Source organism: Photorhabdus sp. RM96S (assembly GCF_042879335.1).
GTDB lineage: Bacteria > Pseudomonadota > Gammaproteobacteria > Enterobacterales > Enterobacteriaceae > Photorhabdus > Photorhabdus kayaii.
The window spans coordinates 1-22483 of record NZ_JBHFKT010000024.1; the positions used below are offsets into that span (position 1 = coordinate 1).

Genomic DNA, 22483 nt, shown 5'->3' on the forward strand with positions numbered 1-22483 from the left:
TTGCGGGGCACCGAGCCAAAGGAACAAGCTTAAAAAAGCGGGTTGGTGCGATGATTATCGGGCAAGAGTTTTCTTTGGATGAATAGCAGTCAAAGTATGCTCGTGCCCTGGCATTCATTGGTACTGCAAATGTGTTTGGTACGTGGCTAATTGGCAGACAATTGTTACCTGTGTAAAGTAAGATGCCTCCCTGCCAATCTCTGTCAGCCAGTGAAGCTAATCTTGCCAACCCCATACCGTCTTTCGGCTGTATACTGGCCGCTTTTTTAATTTCAACCCCCCAGATTCTTCGACCATCTTCAATAACAAGATCAACTTCAACCTGATCTTTATCACGATAGTGGGAGAAGTGCAGTCCATGTTCTCCCCAACCCGATTGGCAGATCAATTGTTGCACCACAAAGCTTTCGAGTACTGCACCAAAGTCATTACTAAGGTTATGCCAATCGTCGACTCTCATATTGTTTAAAGCACAAGCTAAACCGGAGTCTACTACATGAACTTTAGGGGCTTTTATTAAACGTTTGGCTTGGTTTTTATGCCAAGCCGGTAAGCGTCTCACTAAGAACAAGCGCTCTAGAATGGTGATGTATTTATCAACGGTTTCTCGCTGAAGACCTACATCTTTCGCTAATCCACTGATGTTCAAAAGGCTACCAGTACGCAATGCGAGGATCTTAATGAGTCTCAGTAATTCGTCTTCATCTCGAATCGCGGCAATGTCTTTCACATCACGTTGAATAATGGCGTTGAGGTACTGCTTATGCCACTGACGAGCTCGCGCCTCACTGCGCATATTCGGCTCTGGATAACCTCCTTGTACTATAGCTTCTGCTACGCCTTCAATGAGGATTTGTTCCCCTTTGATTGAAGGAGAAATTTTGTTAGTGATCAGCTGTTCGAGTAGCGATGTTGGACTATGCTGCTTTTCTTGTTCAGAAAGTGGCTGCAAAAAGATTACTTCGACGCGACCTGCTAGTGATTCCTGTAGTCCAGGCAGCAACAGCAAATTAGCTGAACCAGTTAGTATGAACCGCCCTGGTCGACGATGAATGTCTATAGTTGCTTTTAAGGCAGGCAGGATCTCTGGCACACGCTGTACTTCATCCAGTGTGACACGTTCTGGCAAGCTTTGTACAAATCCAGTGGGATCGGCTTTAGCTGTGTTAAGCAGAGTGCTGTCATCGAAAGTTAGGTAAGCCCGCCCAGGCTCTAGAGATTTCGCCAACGTTGTTTTGCCGACTTGGCGAGGACCAAGCAAGCACACCACTGGTGTATCAGCCAATGCTGCCTTGAGCTGTGGTGCTATGTATCTTGGGTGTAGTGCGTTATTCAAGGTTGTTCTTTTATGTTCAATGTGGAGAATGAAGTTTAAATTGCTCCGTCTATTTGTTGGCTATGCTATCGTCTAAATGCTGGTTTGTACAGCGTCTATTTGCTGGCTATTCCATCGTCCAAATGCTGGTTTTCATAGCGTCTATTTGCTGGTTTCCTTTTCGTCTATTTGTCGATTTATGACGTTCTTACACGTCAGTCAAAACTTTTCCTTTGGGCTTAAAGGCACTACTGTAACGAAAAGCTAGAGTAATTGGAGGAATAAATCTAACAATATCAGACAGTAGAGGAGTCGACGCCAGTGAACTCTGTATCCAGCACACAGAGAGGATAAGGAACGCCAGCGGACTTAAAAAGCTTACAGTAAAGCTGTATCGTGAAAAAACCCAATCTTGCATTCGCAAAACTGGGGCCTAATATCTTTCGCTTTATGACGGGGGGACTGAGCACCATGATAAGATGGGAGAAGAACCGTCGACTAGCTACGCTTTGGAAGCGAATTCACAAGTAATAAATTGTCAACATAATAATAGCGGTTTAACCACCAAGAATTTATTTGGACCTTATCACCTAAACTGCTTCCCCATTTTTATCGAAAAAGCATTCATGATTGAAATAACAGTTGCACATAAACTGGGCAGCAGTTGCGTAATAAAACCAAGAATAGTTCCGTGATTCACCGAAGAATGATGATTAGCCATGCCTCCCATAGCAATTTGCATAAAAGCGGAGTTTGTCAGGTAAGCATAAACCAAACCGCAAATCCCTGTAACCAACAGAAAGCTTATAAACATGGCAACCACCGAACCCACCCTCTGAGGTAATCTTCCCCTGATTGAATTGATGGTGAGCACGGTCAGACAGCCCGGAGCAAAACCCCATCCCAAGAGATACCAAATAATCATTAACCCCTTTAGCGGGACGCTATGTGCCATTTCCAAAATATCAGCGCGCCATAATATAAGATTCAGGCATGCAGCCAACACAGCCAGAAATATGGAAATAGCGAAACTGTTAGGCAAAGTTAATTTCTTATTCACTAAAAGACCTTGAGACGAGCAAGGAATCTCGCACCAGTTATTGAGTTAAGAAGAAAACTACCCAAAATGCCAGCAATAAGTGCGGCAGTATATCCTTTAATCAGGAATAGCAACGGCATTTCTATTGAACCCCAATAATTCAGCCCCACGTTGTGGTCCAAGCCCCAACAAAGTGTTTGGCAAACACTGAATAACAGAACGCTACTCACGGCGGTCATGATATAAGCGCCAGCACTTCCTGGTGTGAAACGTGCTGATACCAGGTAAGTCAGTCCCCCAACAGCGGCCCCCATGCCAATACCACATAAACCAAGCGCCCATACGAGACGCCATACCAGAGGGCCATTGCCGGGAAATAAAATAAGCCCCATTAAAAGAAATCCAGCCTCTGCGATAAAGCCCAGAGAAATAAATAGCTTAATCGTGCGTATAGCACGTTTCTCACCTTCTGCTATCGCATATTGTTGATGTTGTTCATTCACGATTCGAGTAGACATTTTTCATCTCCTGAACAGATGTGTTAAATATCTGATGATGCCATTCAGTTTTATCCCTCTAAAGCAGACTTCACACGCTGATGAATTGTATAAACTGAGTCAGGCGTTATAGCAGAATGCTGTCAGAGTGAAAAAATACTTTATAAAATATTTAGAAAAATGATCTGTGTGTATTAATGGTAATTCTTAATCATATAAATCAATAATATTCAAACAATAGATGAATAAAATTATTTAACAATGCAATCATATATAAAAAAGTGATGTAATCACTATGGTATGAGGATGAAATTCTGTCAATGTGAAATAAGAAATTAATAAGACAATCCAGCATATGATTTTTTTAATATTTTGATATTCCCTCCATTCAGCCAAGAAAAAAACTTTCAGCCTAATTAATAGGTTGAAACTTATTTTCCCTGCCTGCAATATAGCAAAAACACAATAAATAAGATCTAATATTGGGATTTATAATAATATTAATATTCAATCATAACACTATTTTAATTTTATAATTTGGCAATAACTCTATACTGAGTTATTAATTTAATTAAGCAACTAACAAGATCATTGTTTAATTACCTATATTTGGCTTCTATATAACCCATATCTATCAGGAGATATTTCATTATCATGAATAAATCCGAGCAAAAATTTAATATCAACGAAAATGTCATAAACGTAGATGGAAAAGATGTAAAGTTCTTCACATCCCAACCTCTCGATCCAAATAAGAATAGCACCAAAAGAAATCCTATCGTCTTGGTACATGGCACTGGCGGCAGCACAGAGATACATTTCAGTTATCTCCTTCAACTGCTTGCCTCGGAAAATCGAGTTATATCCCCGGATTTTTCTCAACCAGTAAAAGCAAACGAAACGCTTCCCCTCGAACAGCTTGAAAAACAGGTCGAAGCCGTTATTGAAGCAGCAGCGTTGGGAGAGACTGTCACACTGATAGGTTACTTGTTAGGAGCTGTCGTTACTGCTTCTGTCAAATTGTTCCTACGATAAAAGCCACAACACTGATTATTGGCTGTACACATGATCAAATGATGCCCATCCGCCACAGCAAAGCTCTGTTTGGCGCCATTCAGGGAGCGAAACGGCAATTTCGATCTACTCCCTATACACCTTATACAAAAACCGAAGTGGCTAGTTAATAAACTTTAATTTGAAATGGCAAGAGGTTTATCTCTCAAATTCAAACCTCTTGCCGATGCCAACAATTGCAATTGTTTTAGAACGGCTTAGTCGGCAAATATTTCCCATCTAGCGTAATTACAGCTCGTGAACCGCCATTCGGATCATCGACCTTTTTGATATCAAGTTTAAAGTCAATTGCACTGATAATGCCATCACCAAACTTCTCGTGGACAAGCGCCTTAAGCGTTGAACCGTAAACCTGCACCATTTCATAGAATCGGTAAATAGTCGGATCTGTCGGCACACCTCCGGGTATACTACCGCGTACAGGGATAGTTTGCAGCAGAAGGAAGGCATCTTCGTCGAGTTCAAGTCGGTCAACCACAATCCTCGCAGCATCGGCGGGCAAAGGATGTTGGCCGAGCAGTGCAGCAGTAACGAATGCGAGGCTCAGACCCGTTCCTTGTGCAATATCCTCAAACGTCAAATTCTTGCGTGTCTTGGCGTCGATGATAGCATCAGTAAGGGCCAGCCGGGGAGTTTGGGAGTATTGAGATTGTGTCATAATGATTCCTTTGGATTAATAAGCTATTTAAATGCCGTGGTGAAACACGGATTGCGTTGCAGAAACATGCGGATAGTCCGCAAGCGAAACAAATTGGCCGACCAAGCCATCTAGAGCATCGATCGAACCAGCCTCTATGTCGTAAATCCAGCCGTGTAGATTCAAGTGTCCCTGTTCCAGCCCGAGCGCCGCGGGCGGGTGAGTTTTGATATTAGCAATTTGAGCGATGACGTTTTCACGCACCATCGAATCAAGTCGGGCAATCTCACTAACGTGCGCACGTGCCTGATTAATCGCTTTCGCAGAATCCACCAGAGCACTCGATAAACAAAGTACGAGGATTTTGGCCGGCAGCAAGCCGCTTGAAAAGCTCGCAACACTTTGGAAATACCTCGCGCTGGAATTATAAAAAGCCTTCAATAATATCCTGCATGTCTTCACTCCATCGTGATCGATAAGAAAGCGGATGGATGAAGAATGAACGAATTTATCTATAGCGTCAAAGATCGGATTACTATCATCGCTATAGTATTTTCCAATAGTTGATTGTCGTTCTGCGGCGACGTATTTGTTTTTGTTGTTGGAGAGCATAAAAATGTGTGGGGCAATCATTTAAATGCTTCCCCCAGATGGCCGTTCTGAATGGCGAGCTAAAGGCGCAATTTGGACGTTGGTATCTCAGCATCAAAATTAATGGACTAGTCGGCAGTACAGTTGATAGTTCCCGGCTATAACGGCATAAACACCAATATAGTGCCCCACACATTTTTATGCTCTCCCGTTGCATCGCGGCGAGCGGTCAGCAGGAAGTCAATCGTCTGACCGTCGGTATCGACCACCCGGTAAAGGCATTTCCACTGGCCTTTGACTTTAATGTACGTTTCATCCATTCGCCACCGGGAGCCAACGGGCTTTTTGCGAGGTCGGAAAGCCTTGCCGAGCAGGGGCACCAAACGTAACACCCAGCGATGTATCGTGGCATGGTCGACCCCAATGCCGCGCTCTGTCATCTCTTCGAGATTGCGCAGACTCAAGGCATAAGCGAGGTACCAACGAACACATTGGGCAATGATATCGACCGGATAATGCAGACGTTTGAACGCTTTTCGGATAAGGGACATCACTCTGGACTCGCTCAAAAACAGGGAAGCTTACCTGATGACCGCTTAATGCGACAGAACCCTTCTGTTAGGCTGCTCGGTCTAAAGAAAATCTTTTTCGGAAACATAATTTGTTTCCATGTTGTCAACATGATAAAGCTGTGGCATGCTGTTTCCATATTGGAAACAATAGGTATGAAAATGCATGTTATTTCAAGGGAGCCGTTTGATTTAGCTACACGCCGCTACCCAAATAGTTTCGCTGCACTTGATGATCTATATAAGTCGTTGCGGCGCTTAAAGTTCAGTTCTCCAGATGAAATGAAGTGCGTATTCCCTAGTCTGGATCGGATGAAATATCGGGAAAAATGGTGGGTCATTGATGTTGGCGGCAATAATTTAAGAGTGATGTTTTTTGCAGATTTTGAGCGTGGGAAAATTTTTATCAAGCACATATCACCCATGCAGAATATGACAAATTGACGGATTATTACCGGAGGAATAAAGAATGATGATCAACGAAGCAATTCATGCTGCAAATAGCCTGGTGAGCAGCCTAGTGAGCATTGTCCCTCTCTTAGGGGGCAGCACTTCCCGCAAAGATTATGATGAGGCAATGAAACTTGTAGAATATCTGGTCGAGCACAATCCAGATAGTCCGCTGGTTGATATGCTTACGGCTAAAATTGACACCTACGAAAGTAGTGCGCCAGAGTTTACAGAGTTCAATGAACGTATTGCTAGCACACAAAGCGGTGTAGCAATTCTACGTACATTGATGGATCAGTACGGCCTGAATCAGACTGATTTTGAGGACGAGATTGGGAAGCGTTCTCTTGTTAGTCGTATTTTGAAAGGTGAACGTTCATTAACGCTTGAAGCTATGCGTAAACTCTCAGTTCGTTTTGGTGTACCGGTTAGCGTTTTTATTGATTAATTGATAGTAAAACGACATAACCGGCAGCCGTGGTCATTAAAAAATGGAGAGCATAAAAATGTGTGGGGCAATCATTTAAATGCTTCCCCCGGATGGCCGTTCTGAATGGCGAGCTAAAGGCGCAATTTGGACGTTGGTATCTCAGCATCAAAATTAATGGACTAGTCGGCAGTACAGTTGATAGTTCCCGGCTATAACGGCATAAACACCAATATAGTGCCCCACACATTTTTATGCTCTCCAATGGTGGATTACCTCATTGAGCACGATGATGAAAATCCACTGATTGACTTTCTAGCCACTAAAATCGCTGAGTATGAAAACAACAATGAACGCTTTGCTGCACGGATGAAAAACCCGTTACATGATGCATTCAGTTCGGCGGTTGACATGTTCAGGAAGCCCTTATAGTCTTCACCCCATCGTGGCCGATAAGACAGCCAACAGGTGAAAAATGAGCGAATATTTCTATAGTCTCAAAGATCAGGATGTCATTACTTCCATATTATTTTCAAATAGTTAATTGATATGCTGCTACGACACATTCGTTATCTGCTGGCAGTTGCCAAACATCAGAACTTCACACGCGCCGCAGAAGAACTTCATGTCTCGCAACCAACCCTATCGCAACAAATCAGACAACTTGAAGAGTCACTGCACGTGCAACTGTTCGACCGCTCTGGAAGGACTGTACGACTCACTGACGCTGGCGAGGTATACATAAGTTACGCCCGTCGTGCATTACAGGATCTGGATGCTGGGCAACGTGCGATTCATGATGTGCAGGATTTAAGCCGCGGATTGCTCAGGCTAGCAATGACACCCACCTTCACCACTTACTTCATCGGCCATTGGGTAGAACGTTTCAACGCACTCTATCCAGGAATTGCGTTGAATATCAAGGAAATGACGCAAGATCAAATAGAAGTCTCTTTAGCGGAGAACCAGCTCGATCTCGGCATCGCGTTCTCAGACATACGCTCCCCCGACATTGATAGCGAACCATTATTCATCGAAACACTCAGCCTGATCGTTGGTCAATCGCATCGATTCATTGGTCAACAAACATCATTGACGGCGAAAATGTTGGAACATGAAGGGCTAGCACTATTAAGTAAAGACTTTGCAACACGGAGCCATATTGATTTGTACTTCCAGAAACAGGGGATAACACCACGCATTGCAATTGAAGCCAACTCCATCAGTGCAATCGTAGAAATTGTCCGTCGGGGACGACTCGCAACTCTGTTACCTGATGTCATCGCCCACGAGCTGGCCGGGCTTTATTCCATTGCAATTCGACCTACGTTACCGCAACGCAGTGCAGTACTGTTGTGGCGCCGTGGTGCATATCGAAGCGCTGCAAGCCAGGCATTCGCCAATCTAATTACGCACCGTTTCGATGTACACCAAGAAAGTGACGATTTTTGATAAATGGAAAAAATATCGTGTCTAGCGGCTTCCCTTCTGTGTTAGGACAGCCAATTCATAAGTTTGTTTCTAATGTAATCAGATGAAAGACGCTCCTGCTCTAAACGTGAAGATTGGAACCGGCCAGAAATGAGATAATTAAACAACTTTGCTTCATCCTCATTTAGCAATGTAGGATTGGATTCAACTGGATTTGGTTCAGGAACCATTCTATCTTCATGGGCTTTAACAGTTTCAACATCCATCATCAAAGGCTCAATATCCATAAACTTGTCTCTGGCGTCACTGAGAATAGACAAACCCCAAGTATCAATATCTCCCCAATATCCTACACGCTTACCTTTCAACCAAGCTGCATTCATCCAGGCAATGTTTTTCCCCCCGCCTATCACCGCTACGGTGTCAGGCATTTCGGGTAATGCCAGACCAGACTGTAGGTTTTCCACTACTAATATATTCGATGCTGGAAGTTCGTACTGTCTAAGTAATTCGCCGGGTATTTGTAGTATCGGTATTCCACCAAATGCAGCCATTGCAGCACGGCAAAGCGGCCTGATAGTTAACCAACCTTTGGGATTTATTGAACACCCCAACCAGGCAATAAGACCACCTGATGCCGAAACAGCTCCCTTGTGAATGATATCGGCCAGCTCTTCGATCAGGATTTGGTGATTCTCAAGAAACTTAGTATCAATCCCAATGAGTGGCAGTGCTCTTAGATATTGCCCTTCCCCTAAGCCTTGCTTTAATTGTGGCAGCAACTTTGCTAATAATTCCGCATCTCTCAACGAGAGTTTTTCCACAATATCTATGCACTTAACCAATGCAGGATAGAGATCTTTATTAACCCACAAAAATGGCTTCATATTTCTTTCCCATACCTTACTTCGGGAAAGGGCATCACTCCCTAAAAATTGAATCAGACATTGCATCGATTCAATGACAACAAAAGTTGGAATGCGTTGCTCAGATAGCTCCCTGAAATTCTTAGAAGACCACTCCACAACATCTTGATGGGGAAATGATTTCCACTCATCAATAAACCGTTGGAAATGAACTATATCTAATATGGCAGAATTCCCTTTGGGTGGTTTCAAGCCAACGCGAATAGGGAATGCCTTGATGCCCAGTAACCGGGCTTTTAGTGAAGGAAGGCTATCCCACTCACGCTGCCTAATGATGCTTTTAACTTGTGCTGGTAATAACCCCCAACTCACCTCATACTGCCCTCTTTTCATGTCAGTTTCTCAAACTCAATACCCAGATCAGCCGCCTCATCAGGCAACTTTTTCTCCTTCTCTTCGCCCATTCTCCGGTCAATCTCTTCCCAAGTCACTTCACATAAATGGCTGTCATGGTTTTCCTGATCTCTTTCCGCAATGAGCAGTGAACGAGCAGATTCCCTTGCCAGATTCAGGTTTTTATAAGGCGTAATCAAATTAACGTGAATATGAAGCTCTCTAAATACTCGGAGCACCCGCCGACTTACCGTTTCAGCCGTATTTGAGAATGCCTCATCCAAGAAAACAGTACAGTAAACCGGACGATCATAGCCATCCGGCGTCAAAACATAGGCCAAACTTGCCGCGACAATAGTCGCCGCAAATGACTCTTTCTCGCCACCTGACTTTCCACTGGATGACTCCAAGACATCACGAATCTCACCGGTATTACTATCCAACTCTTCGGCATAAAATGACATCTGATAACGAGGATCAAGCAACCTTAAACTTTCTAATGTATTTGAGGAGCCTGGCGCACTTGCTTTCCCAAGTATTTCAACTACTTTAGCCAACTGACGGAACCGTGCTTCATGGTCATCACTGGTTACCTGACTCAGCACCTTACGCAAATGCTGTTCAAACTCATTAACATGTGGGAATTTCTCTCTCTTTGAACCCAGCTTTAAATGTGTCCCTGATCGAAACTCTGTACGCTTGAGGACCCGGTTAATGATACCAATCCGTTCAAGGACATCTTCCCGTTCAGATTCAAGCTTAGTTTTAATCCGAGCCAGTGACTGCGTTGCATGCTTATTCAACCGCTCAATAAACTGCTCCACAAGGTTGGGAAGCCCTTCCTCTTCCAGTTGTCGCAAATGATTAAGATAATCAGGTAAGCCATCAATATTACTTTGCCAGTCAACTGTGAAGACTTGCCATTTATCGTTAGACCTGAATGAGACCATAATGCTAATGGCTAATCTTTCCGCTTTGTCTTTACTGTTTCGGCTAATATCTAACAGACGTTCTAAATCTTCTTCAACTTTCAACACCAATTCAGACATCCGGCCTAAATCGTTTGTATTCAGTACGCCAACTCGAATCGCAAGTAATTGCCGGGCTGAATCAGGTAATCCTTTCGACGCTTTTGCCTGCGCTTTGTTCCATTCTTCTTTTGCATTTTTCAGCGTATTTTTAACGCCACCAGAATCAGAGTTGAGCTGATTTAATACCGATTGAATTTGAGCTAGCTGCTCTTTAGCCGACTCCCAACGCTCTCTGGCCTTATCAAGATCACCCCCTGACTGTTCCAACACCTTGAGGTCAGCCTGCAAATCAGAAAGCTTTTCGTGCCAGTAAGGAGCATTAATATCATCCCAGCGGTAACCTTGGATCTTCTCCCAAAGAATTTTACGATCAGAAACAGAATTCAAATCTTGACGGGCTTGACTCACCTTTTTCTCGGTTTCTGCCAGTTGCAGAGTTAACTCTTTTTTATCGTTATTAAGAATGGCTAAACGTGACTTGTTCGAAAAACCCAGACACCAACGCCTTCTGTCGTCTATCCGGTGCTGATCTTTTTTCTCAAAGCGCCCCTTATCCATGTGCATCAACCCCTGCTGTGTCATCGAAAACGGGGTTTGATCCAATTCTTCCGTACTTGAAACACATTGCAGGTCAAATCGCTGCAAATGGTGCTTGAGCCACTCTCGATAAGGGTGATTACGCCATACCAGTTTCCTTAGATAACCATCAGACTTAAACACCACCGATTGGCCTTGAGTTGTAGAATCATTCACAACTTGAACACGGACATGTAAACCGGTATGTCGGGTATTCAACCAGCGAGTCACCATCGAATAACAATGATGTGGCACAGCAAGTGTGGTTCGTAACCCGCCTAACGCCCTCTCTATCGCGCCCTGCCAGCTCTTTTCACGATCTTCGACATCGATAAGCTCACCGATAAATACACATTGGTCCTTACTTAATTCTAACGAATTAACCAGTTCATCTCGCAGTTGCTGATATTTCACATCAATATTGGAATCGGGTCTTGCCTCGATCTCACGAATTTCCTGAGAGATATCATGGATATTGGCTTGCAGCTCACTGAATTTAGCACTGATGGTGGCAAACCTGTCCTGATACTCTCCTTCTTCTTGCTGAATACTGGCAAGCCGGGTTGATGCTACGGATTGATTTTTAAGAAATATCGCCTCCTCTAATACAGAAGGAAGAGCCAGCTCGTTAGCATGAGTTTGATATTGCGATGAATTTCTAACCACCCGATTCAATTGAGCTTGGGTATGATCAACCTCTTTTCTCAGCGACTCTATTTTATCCCCACCAAATTGAAGATATTCCTCGTGCCTTCGCTCAACCAACTTATTCGCATCCACTTTTTGCTCTTCAGCTTGGCTAATTTTGAGGAGTAGCGCTTCCAGTTCAGCCTCAATATCGGCAATTTTTTCACTCCACAATTGTGCGAAAATCTCCCCAAAGTAGACCGGGAGACTATTTTTCTCAGCTATCAGCTCCGCAAATTCTTTCGTGGTTTTTTCGATAATTGCGTTGAGTTCAGGTAACCTAGATAAGTGCACTTTTTGTGCTCTTGCATCCACTAATTGACTATGAATTGCCACCAAATCAGCAAACTCTTCCACGACCTTTTTAGCATCATCCTTGACCGTACTCGGTTCCAGTACCAATTCACGAATCAACCCGGTTAAATCATCAATTTTTTTCAGACCTAACGCCCGCGACAAAAGTGCAGGCGCATTCTTATTGTCCATATACAGGAGCTTTCGGTACAACTCTTGATAATCAGAAAAATTATCATCACAGCACGTAATCGTCGGGTCATCACGAAGCCATTGCTTGAATGCCCGAGCATTACCGTTCCCAAAAGCATTAAGCATTTCCTTAAGAGTCAGGTCTCTTTTGGCAACAACATAAACTCGTGTCACATCCGCGAGCACATTCGTCGATTTAGTCATCCAGAAAAGCGCCGCAAGCGTGATTTTTGACCCATCATCACCCTGATATAAGGCTCTAAGCCCAGTCACTACGCCAGACTCACGCTTACTTCTGACTCTCGTCCCCGCTCCGTCATGGGCAGATCCAAAACTTCCCCGCATATAGGAAAGTAAAGTCCGGTCAGAACGATCACCCTGTGCCGCAGCTACATTGAAAGTTGCCTTTCCGGCAGGAAGCAGCAAAGCCATAAGGCCATCAATGAATGTCGATTTTCCGGCGCCATTATCTCCAGTGACCAACGTTCCCATAGGATCTATCAACGCGGTATGCAAGCCATTAAATGACCCCCAGTTATAAACTGAGAGTTCAGCTAATCTGATTTGACCAACATGAAATAATGAATTAGCCGAAAGAGTTTGATCAGTCATTTTCATCTCCTGTCTCTTCCCCTTCATTTTGATAATCAACAGCATCGCTGCCATTTTTATTTAGCTCAATACCCTTCTCTCCCGCCATTTTCAGGTATTCATTGAGCATACTTTCGAGAAATTCAGCACTGACTACATAGCGGATCACCGGCGTAATCTCGAAGCGATCCTCGCTTCCTCGGACCGAACTCAATATTTTTTTCGTCACCATTTTCTCAAGAGCACCCTTGAGTTTTCTCCGGTCAGATTTAGTACTGTTTGTCAGCGGTAAAAACGGTGTCAGATGGGATTCTATACGTTCTATATCAATGATAACCCTTTGCTCTCCCGATGTTTCCCGGTCCTGGTAATGTTTACGTAGCACCAACAGCAACAATGTATCGTATAAAGAGAGCGTTCTTCGGCTAATCAGAGAGACAACCTCTTCATCATCTATACCCAATGATTCAGTATCTTCCTCATTCTGAAAGCCAGCTATAAAGGCAACACCTGCTTTTTCATCTAAGATTAACTTCAAATAGACTTCTGACAGATGTTTGCGCACAGCACATTGGTATCGACAAAGTAATTCAAACAATTTAGCTTTCTGCGAAGACAAAATAACGCCCTGACGCAGCAAGCTAACCAGCACCCGGCGCGCATCAGGCGGCATATCACTGTTTGAGTTTTCAACGTGCTTACTGACTAATACATCATCAACTTCACCGGATGGGCTTTGGTTGACAACCGAAAAAGCAACATCAGATTCAACGCCGGCTGTATCTGTCAGCGGATCATACTCTGATTGAGTATGGTGTTTTATCAACTGATCGAAGAACCCTGTTTTCTGTTCTTCCTGAGGATCGGAATGAGACTTCCCAGAGGTAGCGAGGGCACCATTATCTTTATTCAACTTTTTACCTACATGCATTACAGCCCTCACTATATATATACAACCATTTTCTATTCACTCTAAAGAACCAATTCATCCAAACTGTCTGGAAACAGGTCAGCACTCAGCAAGAAAGTGGGTATAGACGCCCGCAAGCGAACTCCCCGTTTATCACTGATTTCAATTGATTCCTTTTCTTCCAATAATGCAGCCCCGACAGATTTGGCCACCCGCAAATAGGCAACTAACTCCTCCAACCCTGAATTAATCGGCTGATAATTTGCAATAGACGCAATCGTCATTGGACCAAACTCTTTTAACGTTGCTAACGCCCTCTCAGCAATTAATCGAATTTGAACAACATCAAGGCAATCCAGCATTTGCATACTCGGTTCCCGAGAGTTGAGCTGTTCTTCAGCACCTGAAGTATCCAGCTTTTCATCAGGTGATTTAAGCAGCATGCTTTCAGGAGAGCTAATACTTGCCGCGCCAACGGGTAGTGACAGAGTTGTTGCCGTTTGTAAGTCATAACCTGAGTTCTTTAATTCAATGGCGAGTCGTTCCAATTGACCAAGCAATCTATCAACCGCACGATTTTCTTGAGCAGTACCACTCTCTATGTAAGCACGCAAACTCTCTTCCGTTCTTCGCCTGATTTGAAAAACTCTGTCACTCTCGCGACTCAGTTCTCTCATAAGCTGACTTAAGAATTGCCGCTGCTGGGTACTTAAGTGTTCTGCGACCGGACGACTTAAAATACTTCGAAGCTGATCTCGTAGCTCCATAGTTCTATTTTGATCACATAACAAATCAAAAAAACTTTCAAACGCACTACCGGCATCCGTTTTAGCCAGTAATGCTTCTTTTTCTAAAACAGAAAGAAGGATATCTCCTCTGGTGGAATCCCCCTCAATAATTTGAATACGAATTTCCTGATCCAACTGACGAATTTCATCTTCAACACGGCGAAAATCACCCGTTAAAACAGAAGCCAGTTGGTAAATTTCACGAATTCTTTCCCGCTGCTCAGCCTTGGTTAATTCGGTCACGATGCCAGCTCTCAGAGCATCAATCTCTCTTTGAATCTCGGATTTTCTATCTTCCAAAAGCGCGACACGCTCATCGGCATTTGGGCTAATCGCTACTGCGAAGTCCCTAACCGCTTCCTGTACAATTCGAAGATGAGACGCAGTGGTTCCTGAATTGCGTTCATCAAGCCCCTGGCTAAAACGGAGTGCAATTTCACTGGCATCCGTTTTAGTTAATGTGTCATCCATCTCACGCAACCAGCCTTCCCGAATCCATTTATTGAGATAAGTACCCGCTCCCGTTTCAGTTTCCCAAAGGCCAAGTTCACGGCAGCGTACCAACTCTGCATCAAGTGACACGCGGGCACGACTAAAAGGGACTTCACTATCCTCGGAAAATAACTCCCCCAAAAATGCCAAAATTATAGGAGCATTATCAGCTCTTAACAGTTTCCAGGCAGCACTTTCCTGAAATAGACGGCGGTACTTTGCCTGCAACCCTTGGAAATTCAACTTGCCTCCCTCTGTGTGGTGATGAATAAAAAGCGATTAGATGAGCATTGGCCCACTGCCATTCTTTCCAAAAAGCCACCACCAAGAATTTTGTATAATTTACAATCGATACAATCAAATAAAACCATATCATCATATTTTTTTATTATGTCAACACAAATTACTGACTTTTAAACTATTCAGCGTTGCGACCAATGGGAGAATTAAACTTATTAAACTCACCTATTTTTGAAGAATAGCGGCAACATGATGGTGAAAAACAAAAACTGCTAGCGCAGACAGATAATAAGAAGATAAACAATGTCTTAATTATCATCAACAAGAAAAGCGGTGGGAGTACCCTTTCAAGGTAAAAATGAGCGGTCTGGACAAACCGCCCCGATACAAACAATGGAAAACGCCTACGCGTTACTTTCTACGAACAGGCAAACCAGTACCGCGCTTCCCATCTTGCGGCAAAACCAGCACCGCTACTGACCAAGCCGGCAGCGTGACCGCGCCATCTTTCGCAATTCTGGTACCCGCCGCCAGAGATGTATGGCCCAGTTCCCTTTGAATATTATTCAACTTCAACCCTTTGACGTTAATATCTCTTACTGTGGCAGGATGTGGAGCCGCATTAATCATCACCACCAAACCGTCAAATCGCGAATCACGGTCATCACCAGTAGTATTACCATCATCTATGGTCATCACCAGCAACCCAAGCTGCTGATGCGGCCCAACGTTACGGAAATCAACACGTTGTTTAACCGATGCACCATCACCAAGAGTCATCAGTGGTGAATATTGACGCAAGCGCAACAATTCCTGATAAAAAGCCGCCATCTGTAATAATTCAGTCCGGCCCGGTTTATCTACCACATTTTTCACTTTTTCAATCAATGCATAATTTTCGCCATCAACACGCTGATCCGGCATACCAACATCATAGTTGTTATCCTGGTAGGTGTAGCTAACACGGTTAAACCAATCGCCGGAATTATAGGAATCGCGGGTAAAAGATTTTGAACGTAGTAATTCCGATCCGTGTTGAGCAAAGGCCAATCCTTGCCCAAGGAATGTCGTGGCGAGGGATATTGCCTGCATACGAACTCGTGTTGCCAGATTCGCCTCACGTGCAGCTTTGTAGCTGATTATGTCCCACAGCGTTTGGTTATCGTGCTTAGAGACATAATTAATCACCTCAATGGGATCAGCGGCATAACCGGCTATAGCGCCTTTGTAGTTAATTTCCCTACCCGTTTTTACCGTCCCATCTTTATCGATCATCACAAAATCAGCCAAATTGCCCGCCATGCCAAGACGTACCAGATCCGCCAGATGACGCACCTCATTAGCATCTAACCAAGCCATTTCGTTCAGTAACGTTCCCGCGCCATTGCCCACTCCCTGGTTAATACGAATAGTGTCAGCGGAATCAAACGGCCCACCACCTTGTACCGCGTCGCGCAGTCGATCAGAGAAAGTACCAATTCCAGTGCCTTTAAGATTAATCTGTGAAGCAATCTCGAAACGGTCATCCTGCCCGGAATTCCAACCTTCACCGAAGAAGTAGACCGATGGATTAATCCTACGTACTTTTGCTAGTGCTGATAAAATCTGGGCCTTGGGATGATAGCCCATTAAGTCAAATCGAAACGCGTCGATTTTATAGTCCTTAACCCAAGTCACCAACGAATCTTCAATGAGTTTAGCAAACATGCGGTGCTCTGGAGCCGTATCGTGACAACAAGTGTTAGATTCAACATTGCCCGTAATCTCATCCAAACGATGATAGTACCAAGGCACGACCTTATCCAATACTGAGGATCGGGGCGTCGGCCCGGCTGCGTTGGTATGGTTATACGCCACGTCCATGATCACATTCATCCCCAATTGTTGCTTGATGGCCTGAATCATGGCGCGAAACTCTTTTATACGTACCGAACCTTCCGCATCTGTAGCATAAGAACCTTCCGGTACCGAGTAATGAAACGGATCGTAGCCCCAGTTGTAGGAGTCAGTTTCTGCAATCATTGCATTCAGTTCTTGTACCTGCGGGTTATTAGCATTGTCACCGCTCTTCAGCTCCTGCAACACTTCACCCACAGTCTGTGAACTATTGCAATAACCAGCGAAACGGCTGCTCTTCACCTTTGGGTTGACTTGGCACAAACGGCTAAACGGGTGATTCAGATCAGCCACTTCATTGCTGAATTCATTAATGGAAGCCACATCGAATACTGGCAACAGCTCTATATGAGTGACTCCAGCCTGACTCAATGTCTTAAGGTGTTTGAACATATCGCTGTTGTCAGCGGTGAGAGCTAAATACTTACCACGCCAAGTTTCTGGTACCGTGCCATCTGCAACAGAGAGATCACGAACATGAGCTTCATATATGGTCATACGCGCAATGTCCGCCGGTGTATTTTGCGAACGCGGCATGATCAGGCTATCCCAATTTTGTGGTTTCAGTGCCTCGTCATTTAAATTGATGACTTGACTGTACTCCGAATTGGTAGACAAACTGTGGGAATAGGGATCGGTAACCTCGTAGTGCTCCACATTACGGAAATATGGATGGTATACCGTTAAAGCATAGCGGTAGTAAGCACCAACCAGCTCTTTATCACCTTGCCATGACCAGGAACCACTAACAGGATCACGATTCATTGCATGATTGGCAATGACCTGTTTATTTGCATCATAGATAACCAACCCAACATGTTGAGCAGTAGGCGCCCACAAACGGAAGGTAACACCGGTATCGTTGATTAACGCTCCATATTCCAGTGTGTCAGCAGCATTAGCGAAGCGGTCGTCCAGCACACCAGCCGTTTGTACTTGAGTAGCCGACAATAGCAAGCCAGTTTCATTGGTAGCCAACGCCACCAGATCACCGGTAAGCAGTGTATCAACATCCGTGTCCTCTGGTAGGCGGAACGCTGTTAATTTCTTCAAGTGCGGGAATCGCTCAGCCGCCTTCTGGCTCAGCGTCGTCGGCGTTAACGTCAGATAACTATCGATGAAGTTCCCTTCATCATTAGCTTCCACCTTGCCATTCCGGTTGTAATATAAGCGGACATCAGGCTTATCCGCTCCACCCGACCATAACAACGTCTGGTTGTCGACCCAATGTGCCGAAGCCTGAGAAACACCAAACACAGAATTAAAGGCTGCTGCACGACTGCCATAAATTTGATAATTGCCGGGTATCACAGAAACGGTACGATTACTGAAATCGGAGAAGGAGACTTTCAGGTCACTGTCGATCAATTTATTGTTGTTACCATCACGCACAATAAAATTGATACAGCCCTCGTTCTTGGTTAACGGTATCACCCAGTAAGGCCCATAACTATCGCTACCCGTGGGAGTTGCACTGGTGTCGTTCCAGCTTGATGAAGGGGAAGCCAAGGCATCACAATTTTTATCGTTCCATAAGTAGAGGGTGTTGGTACTGTAGTCACGGTTCGTTGTTGGGCTTTGACTTAATTTAGCAATGTCCACCAAGTGGATCACTGCCTGAAAATTGCCAGCAGTAGCAGCTTCACTGGGTATTTTATTAGGGATATGCGCCATCGGTTCCTCCGGGGTTTTGGGTAAAGAACGATTGTTATCACAGCTAGCCAGTAGCAAAACGAATGTGCTGCTTAATAGGGCTAGGTAAGCCCTTTTCCAGAAGGGAGCTACCATAATCAGACCTTTTTAATAGAAATAAATCGTCGCCGATATTATTGTTAATAAAATAGGAATGAAATATTAAATAATGTCTCAGATGAGTCAGCATCCTCCTAGTTTTGATACTAAGAGGGAGGAGACGTTAGGAGGAGATACTTTTTCGTGATATTGCGCACGATAATAATGTAATAATCTTTTATTACATAAGCCTAGTGTGAATTTATTTGTATTATTCCATTAGATATAAGTGTAACTTGTTACAGGACCTACACCTGCGTAAAGTTTGTCCTTCTACGTCCATTTATATTTTCATCCCAATTAAAGCCAAACTCATCACTATGATAAGCTGTTAAGATTAAAATTGGTTTTCCATTATAATTTAGAATCGTAATATAATAGGGTTTTATAAACAACTTAAATGACAGGATATGAACTATAGAGATAGCGATATTATAGTGTTATATACCCGTCATCTTTCAAGTTGCCTCTTTGTTGGCTGCACTCACTCACCCCGGTCACATCGTTATCTATGCTCCTGGGGATTCGTTCCCTTGCCGTCGCGATGCATCTTGAAATCCATAGGGTATAGAATGATAATCTAGAAGAATATCTATAGAGCTAACTAAATTGAAATAACATTCAATTCAATAAATTTTCCAAATGCCTATTACAAGTATTTTGATTTGCAATATTATTATAAAATCAACAACAGAACTAATTATGTAAATACAAGTATATTTATTTATAATAATTGCTATTTTAAAATAAAACTGAGGCTAAATATGACCTATTAACCATAAACAAAATCAATGAAAGGCAATAATTTAATTCCAGTTATTGCCTCTATGCAAATTACGATAATGAAAGATATTAAACCTAAATTCCATATTCCTAATATCAACATAACGAATATTTTAATCATAAGTAGAAATAGATATTTAATTCATTATCGTTATCCCGTACATTTTATAAATCATTATGATTAAGATAACTCTGATGAAATTTTCTGAATTGCATCAAGAGCACACTGTTGGTCTAAAGAACCACTCGGTGCACCACCAATACCAATTGCACCAATCACTTCATCACCAGATTTAACAGGAACACCACCACCGAGTAATAGGAAACCTGGAATATCCCCTAAATATTGAGCACCAAGATTTGATTGTGCGGTTTTCATTACGTCCTCTGATGTTCTCTGAGTAGATAACGCAGTATAAGCTTTCATTTTGCTCGCCTCAACGGTATGCAACCCGGCTTTATCCATACGCTGAACCGCTTTTAAAACCCCACTTTTATCAATAACAGAAACCGCCACGTTATAATTATTCGATTTACAGGACTGAATTGCCTCAGAAGCTAATTTATTCGCTACCTCAAGAGTAATATTACGTTCAGTAATTAATGATGAAGCAAAAGCAGATTGAGCGAATAAACCTGCTGCCAGGACAGTATAGAAAAGAGAATGTTTCATAGGTAAACCTCATTAAGTTTAAGTTGATGAATTATCCTGTTCTAACTTAATGAGATTTATCGGCTATAGCTATTCGTCCAATTACTTATTCGACTCAGTAGAAATACTTAGTCATAAGATAATGACTTAAATAATTCATACTCTTTGACTAACTGCGGTAAAGAATGTATATCCAATTTATGAAATATATTGGCTCGATGAACCTCAATAGTACGTGGTGATAATGATAACTGTTGAGCAATTTGTTTGCTGGTTTTACCTTCCAAAATAATTTTCATCACCTCCCTTTCACGTTCAGATAACTGGCTAAATTTAGCTTTTAACTGCTCATATATCTGACGTTGCTTAAATACTTTCTGATGAAATAATAATGCACTTGATACTGTTTCAATGAGTAAATCTGCATCAATAGGTTTGGTTAAAAACTCGAAAGCACCGTTCTTAAAAGCACGACGACAAATATCAATATTTCCGTGTCCTGTCATGATAATAACCGGTAATGTACTATTGAGTTTTAAAAGATCGTCCTGCAATGCCAATCCAGGTTTTCCCGGCATACGAATATCCAATAAAATACACCCCTGAAGCGCTGCAATATTCTTACTGCCAATTTCATCAAGAAATTCTTGCGCACCAGGAAATGAAATTACCTGCCAATTCATTGTTTCTAATAACATAGATAATGAGTCACGGATCGCTTCATCATCATCAATAAGATAAATCACTGCCGCCATTACTTCTCCTTACCTTTATTAGTTGGTAACCAAATAATAAAACGCGCTCCTCCTGTTTCACAATTTTCAGCATTAATATCACCACCAAGTTTATGAATTAATGTTTCTGTTAACGTCATTCCCAGCCCCATACCTTGTTGACGTGTTGTGAAGAATGGAATAAATACGTTTTTTAAAGCTTCATCACTTAGTCCAGGACCACCATCTGTTATCATGATTTTTATCATTTCATTAATATAGGCGATATCGATGCGGATCCAATTTTGATATTCTGACCGACTTTGACCTTGCTGCGCCTGAATAGCATTACTGATTAAATTGTGAAATATTTGCTCAATCCACAATGGCTCGGCAGATATCATTGGCAATTCATCACAAATATGTTTTATTATCTTAATCTTACCCGCCTTAATTTCATTTTCGAGCAATATCTCAACTCGACCTAATATCGGTAAAATATTTACAGATTGTAAAATAATACTACCCGTCGTCAGTTTTTGACGGTACTGCGTTAATAAATTTGCGATTCGTTGAGTTTGCAAAATTGATGAATCCAGTATTAACGTTACTTTATCATATTGCTGCTTTTTCATTAACCGCAATGCGGTTTGGTTATAACTCATAATTGCCGTCAAAGGCTGATTTAATTCATGAACAACACCTGTTGCCACTTCATCCATTGTATTTAAGCGAGTAAATTCAAAGAAATGTGCTCGTAAATCAGCAATTTTCCTCAATCTTTTATTCTTCTGAATTAAAAAGATAAAACAGATAATCACTGCCCATAAAAAACTCAGACAAGCAATATAACCCCACGGAATTTTAGACCATTGTTGATCGTTACCCACTTTAAGCACAAAAGGCTGAAAACGATTGGTTAACTTTTTCTCCCAGTTCCAAAAATAGTGCTCTTTCTCCAGTCCATACGTAATCAATGGGCGATTATTCCAATCCAGTTGTACCATTCGAAATTGTGAAAATAATGATAGATCTTTCATTAAGATATTAAGATCTATTAATAACCGGATATTATCGCGTTTACTATTAAGCCAATATCTTCCCTCTCCCTCTTCACTGATTATAGGGAATATTAATACATTCATTGGCATCTCTTGTAATCCGACGATTTGTGGAAAATTTTCCTGTAGCTGATCTAATTCGATATTAGTATCCGTTAGTGATACAATCGCGTCATGTTGTGCCAGCTTTTCACTCAGCTCTCGATAAAGAATATTAAATGAAACTGTTTGTTGTTGATAATTCTGATTTAGTGAATGATTAATCATTCCCAAAATAGTCAAACCTGTTAACACAACCCACGCTAAAAAATGCCACATATGATTACCTGAAAAGATATCTTTCATGACGTTAAAGTACAGTCAGAATATATAAAAGAAACGGCTATTAAACAGAATGAGTTGAATTTTAGAGAACATTTGGCATCGAGCAGCATATTAAAATTCGTTATAGCGTAATTATTTCATCAAAACATTTCTTAAAATAAATAGTTGCCTAT

General features: G+C 42.5%; 15 protein-coding genes and 4 pseudogenes. 5 read left to right on the forward strand and 14 right to left on the reverse strand.

Annotation, left to right across the window (positions count from 1 at the left end):
* Positions 1-322 precede the first annotated feature (322 nt).
* The 3 genes and pseudogenes from ACGF49_RS15130 to ACGF49_RS15140 all read right to left on the reverse strand — a co-directional run.
* A pseudogene (locus ACGF49_RS15130) lies at positions 323-1270 on the reverse strand (ATP-binding protein); the annotation flags it as partial.
* 631 nt (positions 1271-1901) lie between these two features.
* Positions 1902-2375 carry a hypothetical protein gene (locus ACGF49_RS15135; RefSeq protein WP_228903062.1) on the reverse strand — a complete coding sequence of 158 codons (474 nt, stop codon included), beginning with the start codon at positions 2373-2375 and terminating at the stop codon, positions 1902-1904.
* Positions 2375-2872 (reverse strand): hypothetical protein, encoded by a 498-nt coding sequence (locus ACGF49_RS15140; RefSeq protein ID WP_113042817.1) that lies wholly within the window; start codon positions 2870-2872, stop codon positions 2375-2377. Before ACGF49_RS15140 ends, ACGF49_RS15135 begins: the two co-directional genes overlap by 1 nt.
* A gap of 633 nt (positions 2873-3505) precedes the next feature.
* On the opposite strand from ACGF49_RS15140, the gene ACGF49_RS15145 reads away from it, so the two are divergent.
* Positions 3506-3886, forward strand: coding sequence for a triacylglycerol lipase (locus ACGF49_RS15145; protein WP_228903230.1), 381 nt, complete (start codon positions 3506-3508; stop codon positions 3884-3886).
* Positions 3887-4112: 226 nt separating this feature from the next.
* Here the strand turns inward: ACGF49_RS15145 and cynS are convergent, their stop codons facing one another.
* From cynS to ACGF49_RS15160, 3 genes and pseudogenes are all read right to left on the reverse strand, one after another.
* Positions 4113-4583, reverse strand: coding sequence for a cyanase (gene cynS / locus ACGF49_RS15150; protein WP_228903229.1), 471 nt, complete (start codon positions 4581-4583; stop codon positions 4113-4115).
* 27 nt (positions 4584-4610) lie between these two features.
* Positions 4611-5195: a carbonic anhydrase gene (locus ACGF49_RS15155; RefSeq protein WP_387491685.1), complete on the reverse strand. Its 585-nt coding sequence runs from the start codon at positions 5193-5195 to the stop codon at positions 4611-4613.
* Positions 5196-5365: 170 nt separating this feature from the next.
* A pseudogene (locus ACGF49_RS15160) lies at positions 5366-5704 on the reverse strand (IS6 family transposase); the annotation flags it as partial.
* 180 nt (positions 5705-5884) lie between these two features.
* Between ACGF49_RS15160 and ACGF49_RS15165 the strand changes: the two are divergent.
* From ACGF49_RS15165 to cynR, 4 genes and pseudogenes are all read left to right on the forward strand, one after another.
* A pseudogene (locus tag ACGF49_RS15165) lies at positions 5885-6195 on the forward strand (type II toxin-antitoxin system HigB family toxin).
* A complete protein-coding gene (locus tag ACGF49_RS15170; RefSeq protein WP_113042813.1) occupies positions 6192-6620 on the forward strand; it encodes a type II toxin-antitoxin system HigA family antitoxin in 429 nt (142 codons plus the stop codon). The pseudogene ACGF49_RS15165 and the gene ACGF49_RS15170 overlap by 4 nt, the downstream one beginning before the upstream one ends.
* Before the next feature lie 243 nt (positions 6621-6863).
* Positions 6864-6962, forward strand: a pseudogene (locus ACGF49_RS15175) (transcriptional regulator); the annotation flags it as partial.
* Positions 6963-7148: 186 nt separating this feature from the next.
* Positions 7149-8051, forward strand: coding sequence for a transcriptional regulator CynR (gene cynR, locus ACGF49_RS15180; RefSeq protein ID WP_113025979.1), 903 nt, complete (start codon positions 7149-7151; stop codon positions 8049-8051).
* A gap of 41 nt (positions 8052-8092) precedes the next feature.
* Here cynR and ACGF49_RS15185 read toward each other — a convergent pair whose 3' ends face one another.
* From ACGF49_RS15185 to ACGF49_RS15220, 8 genes are all read right to left on the reverse strand, one after another.
* Positions 8093-9289: a Wadjet anti-phage system protein JetD domain-containing protein gene (locus ACGF49_RS15185; protein WP_113025980.1), complete on the reverse strand. Its 1197-nt coding sequence runs from the start codon at positions 9287-9289 to the stop codon at positions 8093-8095.
* Positions 9286-12681: an ATP-binding protein gene (locus ACGF49_RS15190; protein ID WP_229015720.1), complete on the reverse strand. Its 3396-nt coding sequence runs from the start codon at positions 12679-12681 to the stop codon at positions 9286-9288. The genes ACGF49_RS15185 and ACGF49_RS15190 overlap by 4 nt, the downstream gene beginning before the upstream one ends.
* Complete coding sequence (locus ACGF49_RS15195; protein WP_113042809.1) at positions 12674-13591, reverse strand: DUF4194 domain-containing protein; 918 nt, start codon at positions 13589-13591, stop codon at positions 12674-12676. The genes ACGF49_RS15190 and ACGF49_RS15195 overlap by 8 nt, the downstream gene beginning before the upstream one ends.
* Positions 13592-13632: 41 nt before the next feature.
* A complete protein-coding gene (locus ACGF49_RS15200; RefSeq protein ID WP_113042807.1) occupies positions 13633-15093 on the reverse strand; it encodes a DUF3375 domain-containing protein in 1461 nt (486 codons plus the stop codon).
* A 408-nt stretch (positions 15094-15501) separates the two neighbouring features.
* Positions 15502-18774: a pullulanase-type alpha-1,6-glucosidase gene (gene pulA, locus ACGF49_RS15205; protein ID WP_228902512.1), complete on the reverse strand. Its 3273-nt coding sequence runs from the start codon at positions 18772-18774 to the stop codon at positions 15502-15504.
* 967 nt (positions 18775-19741) lie between these two features.
* Positions 19742-20233, reverse strand: a complete 492-nt coding sequence (locus ACGF49_RS15210; RefSeq protein WP_113042803.1) for a heme-binding protein — start codon at positions 20231-20233, stop codon at positions 19742-19744.
* A gap of 107 nt (positions 20234-20340) precedes the next feature.
* Complete coding sequence (locus tag ACGF49_RS15215; RefSeq protein WP_387491692.1) at positions 20341-20967, reverse strand: response regulator transcription factor; 627 nt, start codon at positions 20965-20967, stop codon at positions 20341-20343.
* Entirely contained in the window at positions 20967-22304 is a 1338-nt protein-coding gene (locus ACGF49_RS15220) for a sensor histidine kinase (protein WP_387491695.1), read from the reverse strand. Before ACGF49_RS15220 ends, ACGF49_RS15215 begins: the two co-directional genes overlap by 1 nt.
* Positions 22305-22483: the final 179 nt, after the last annotated feature.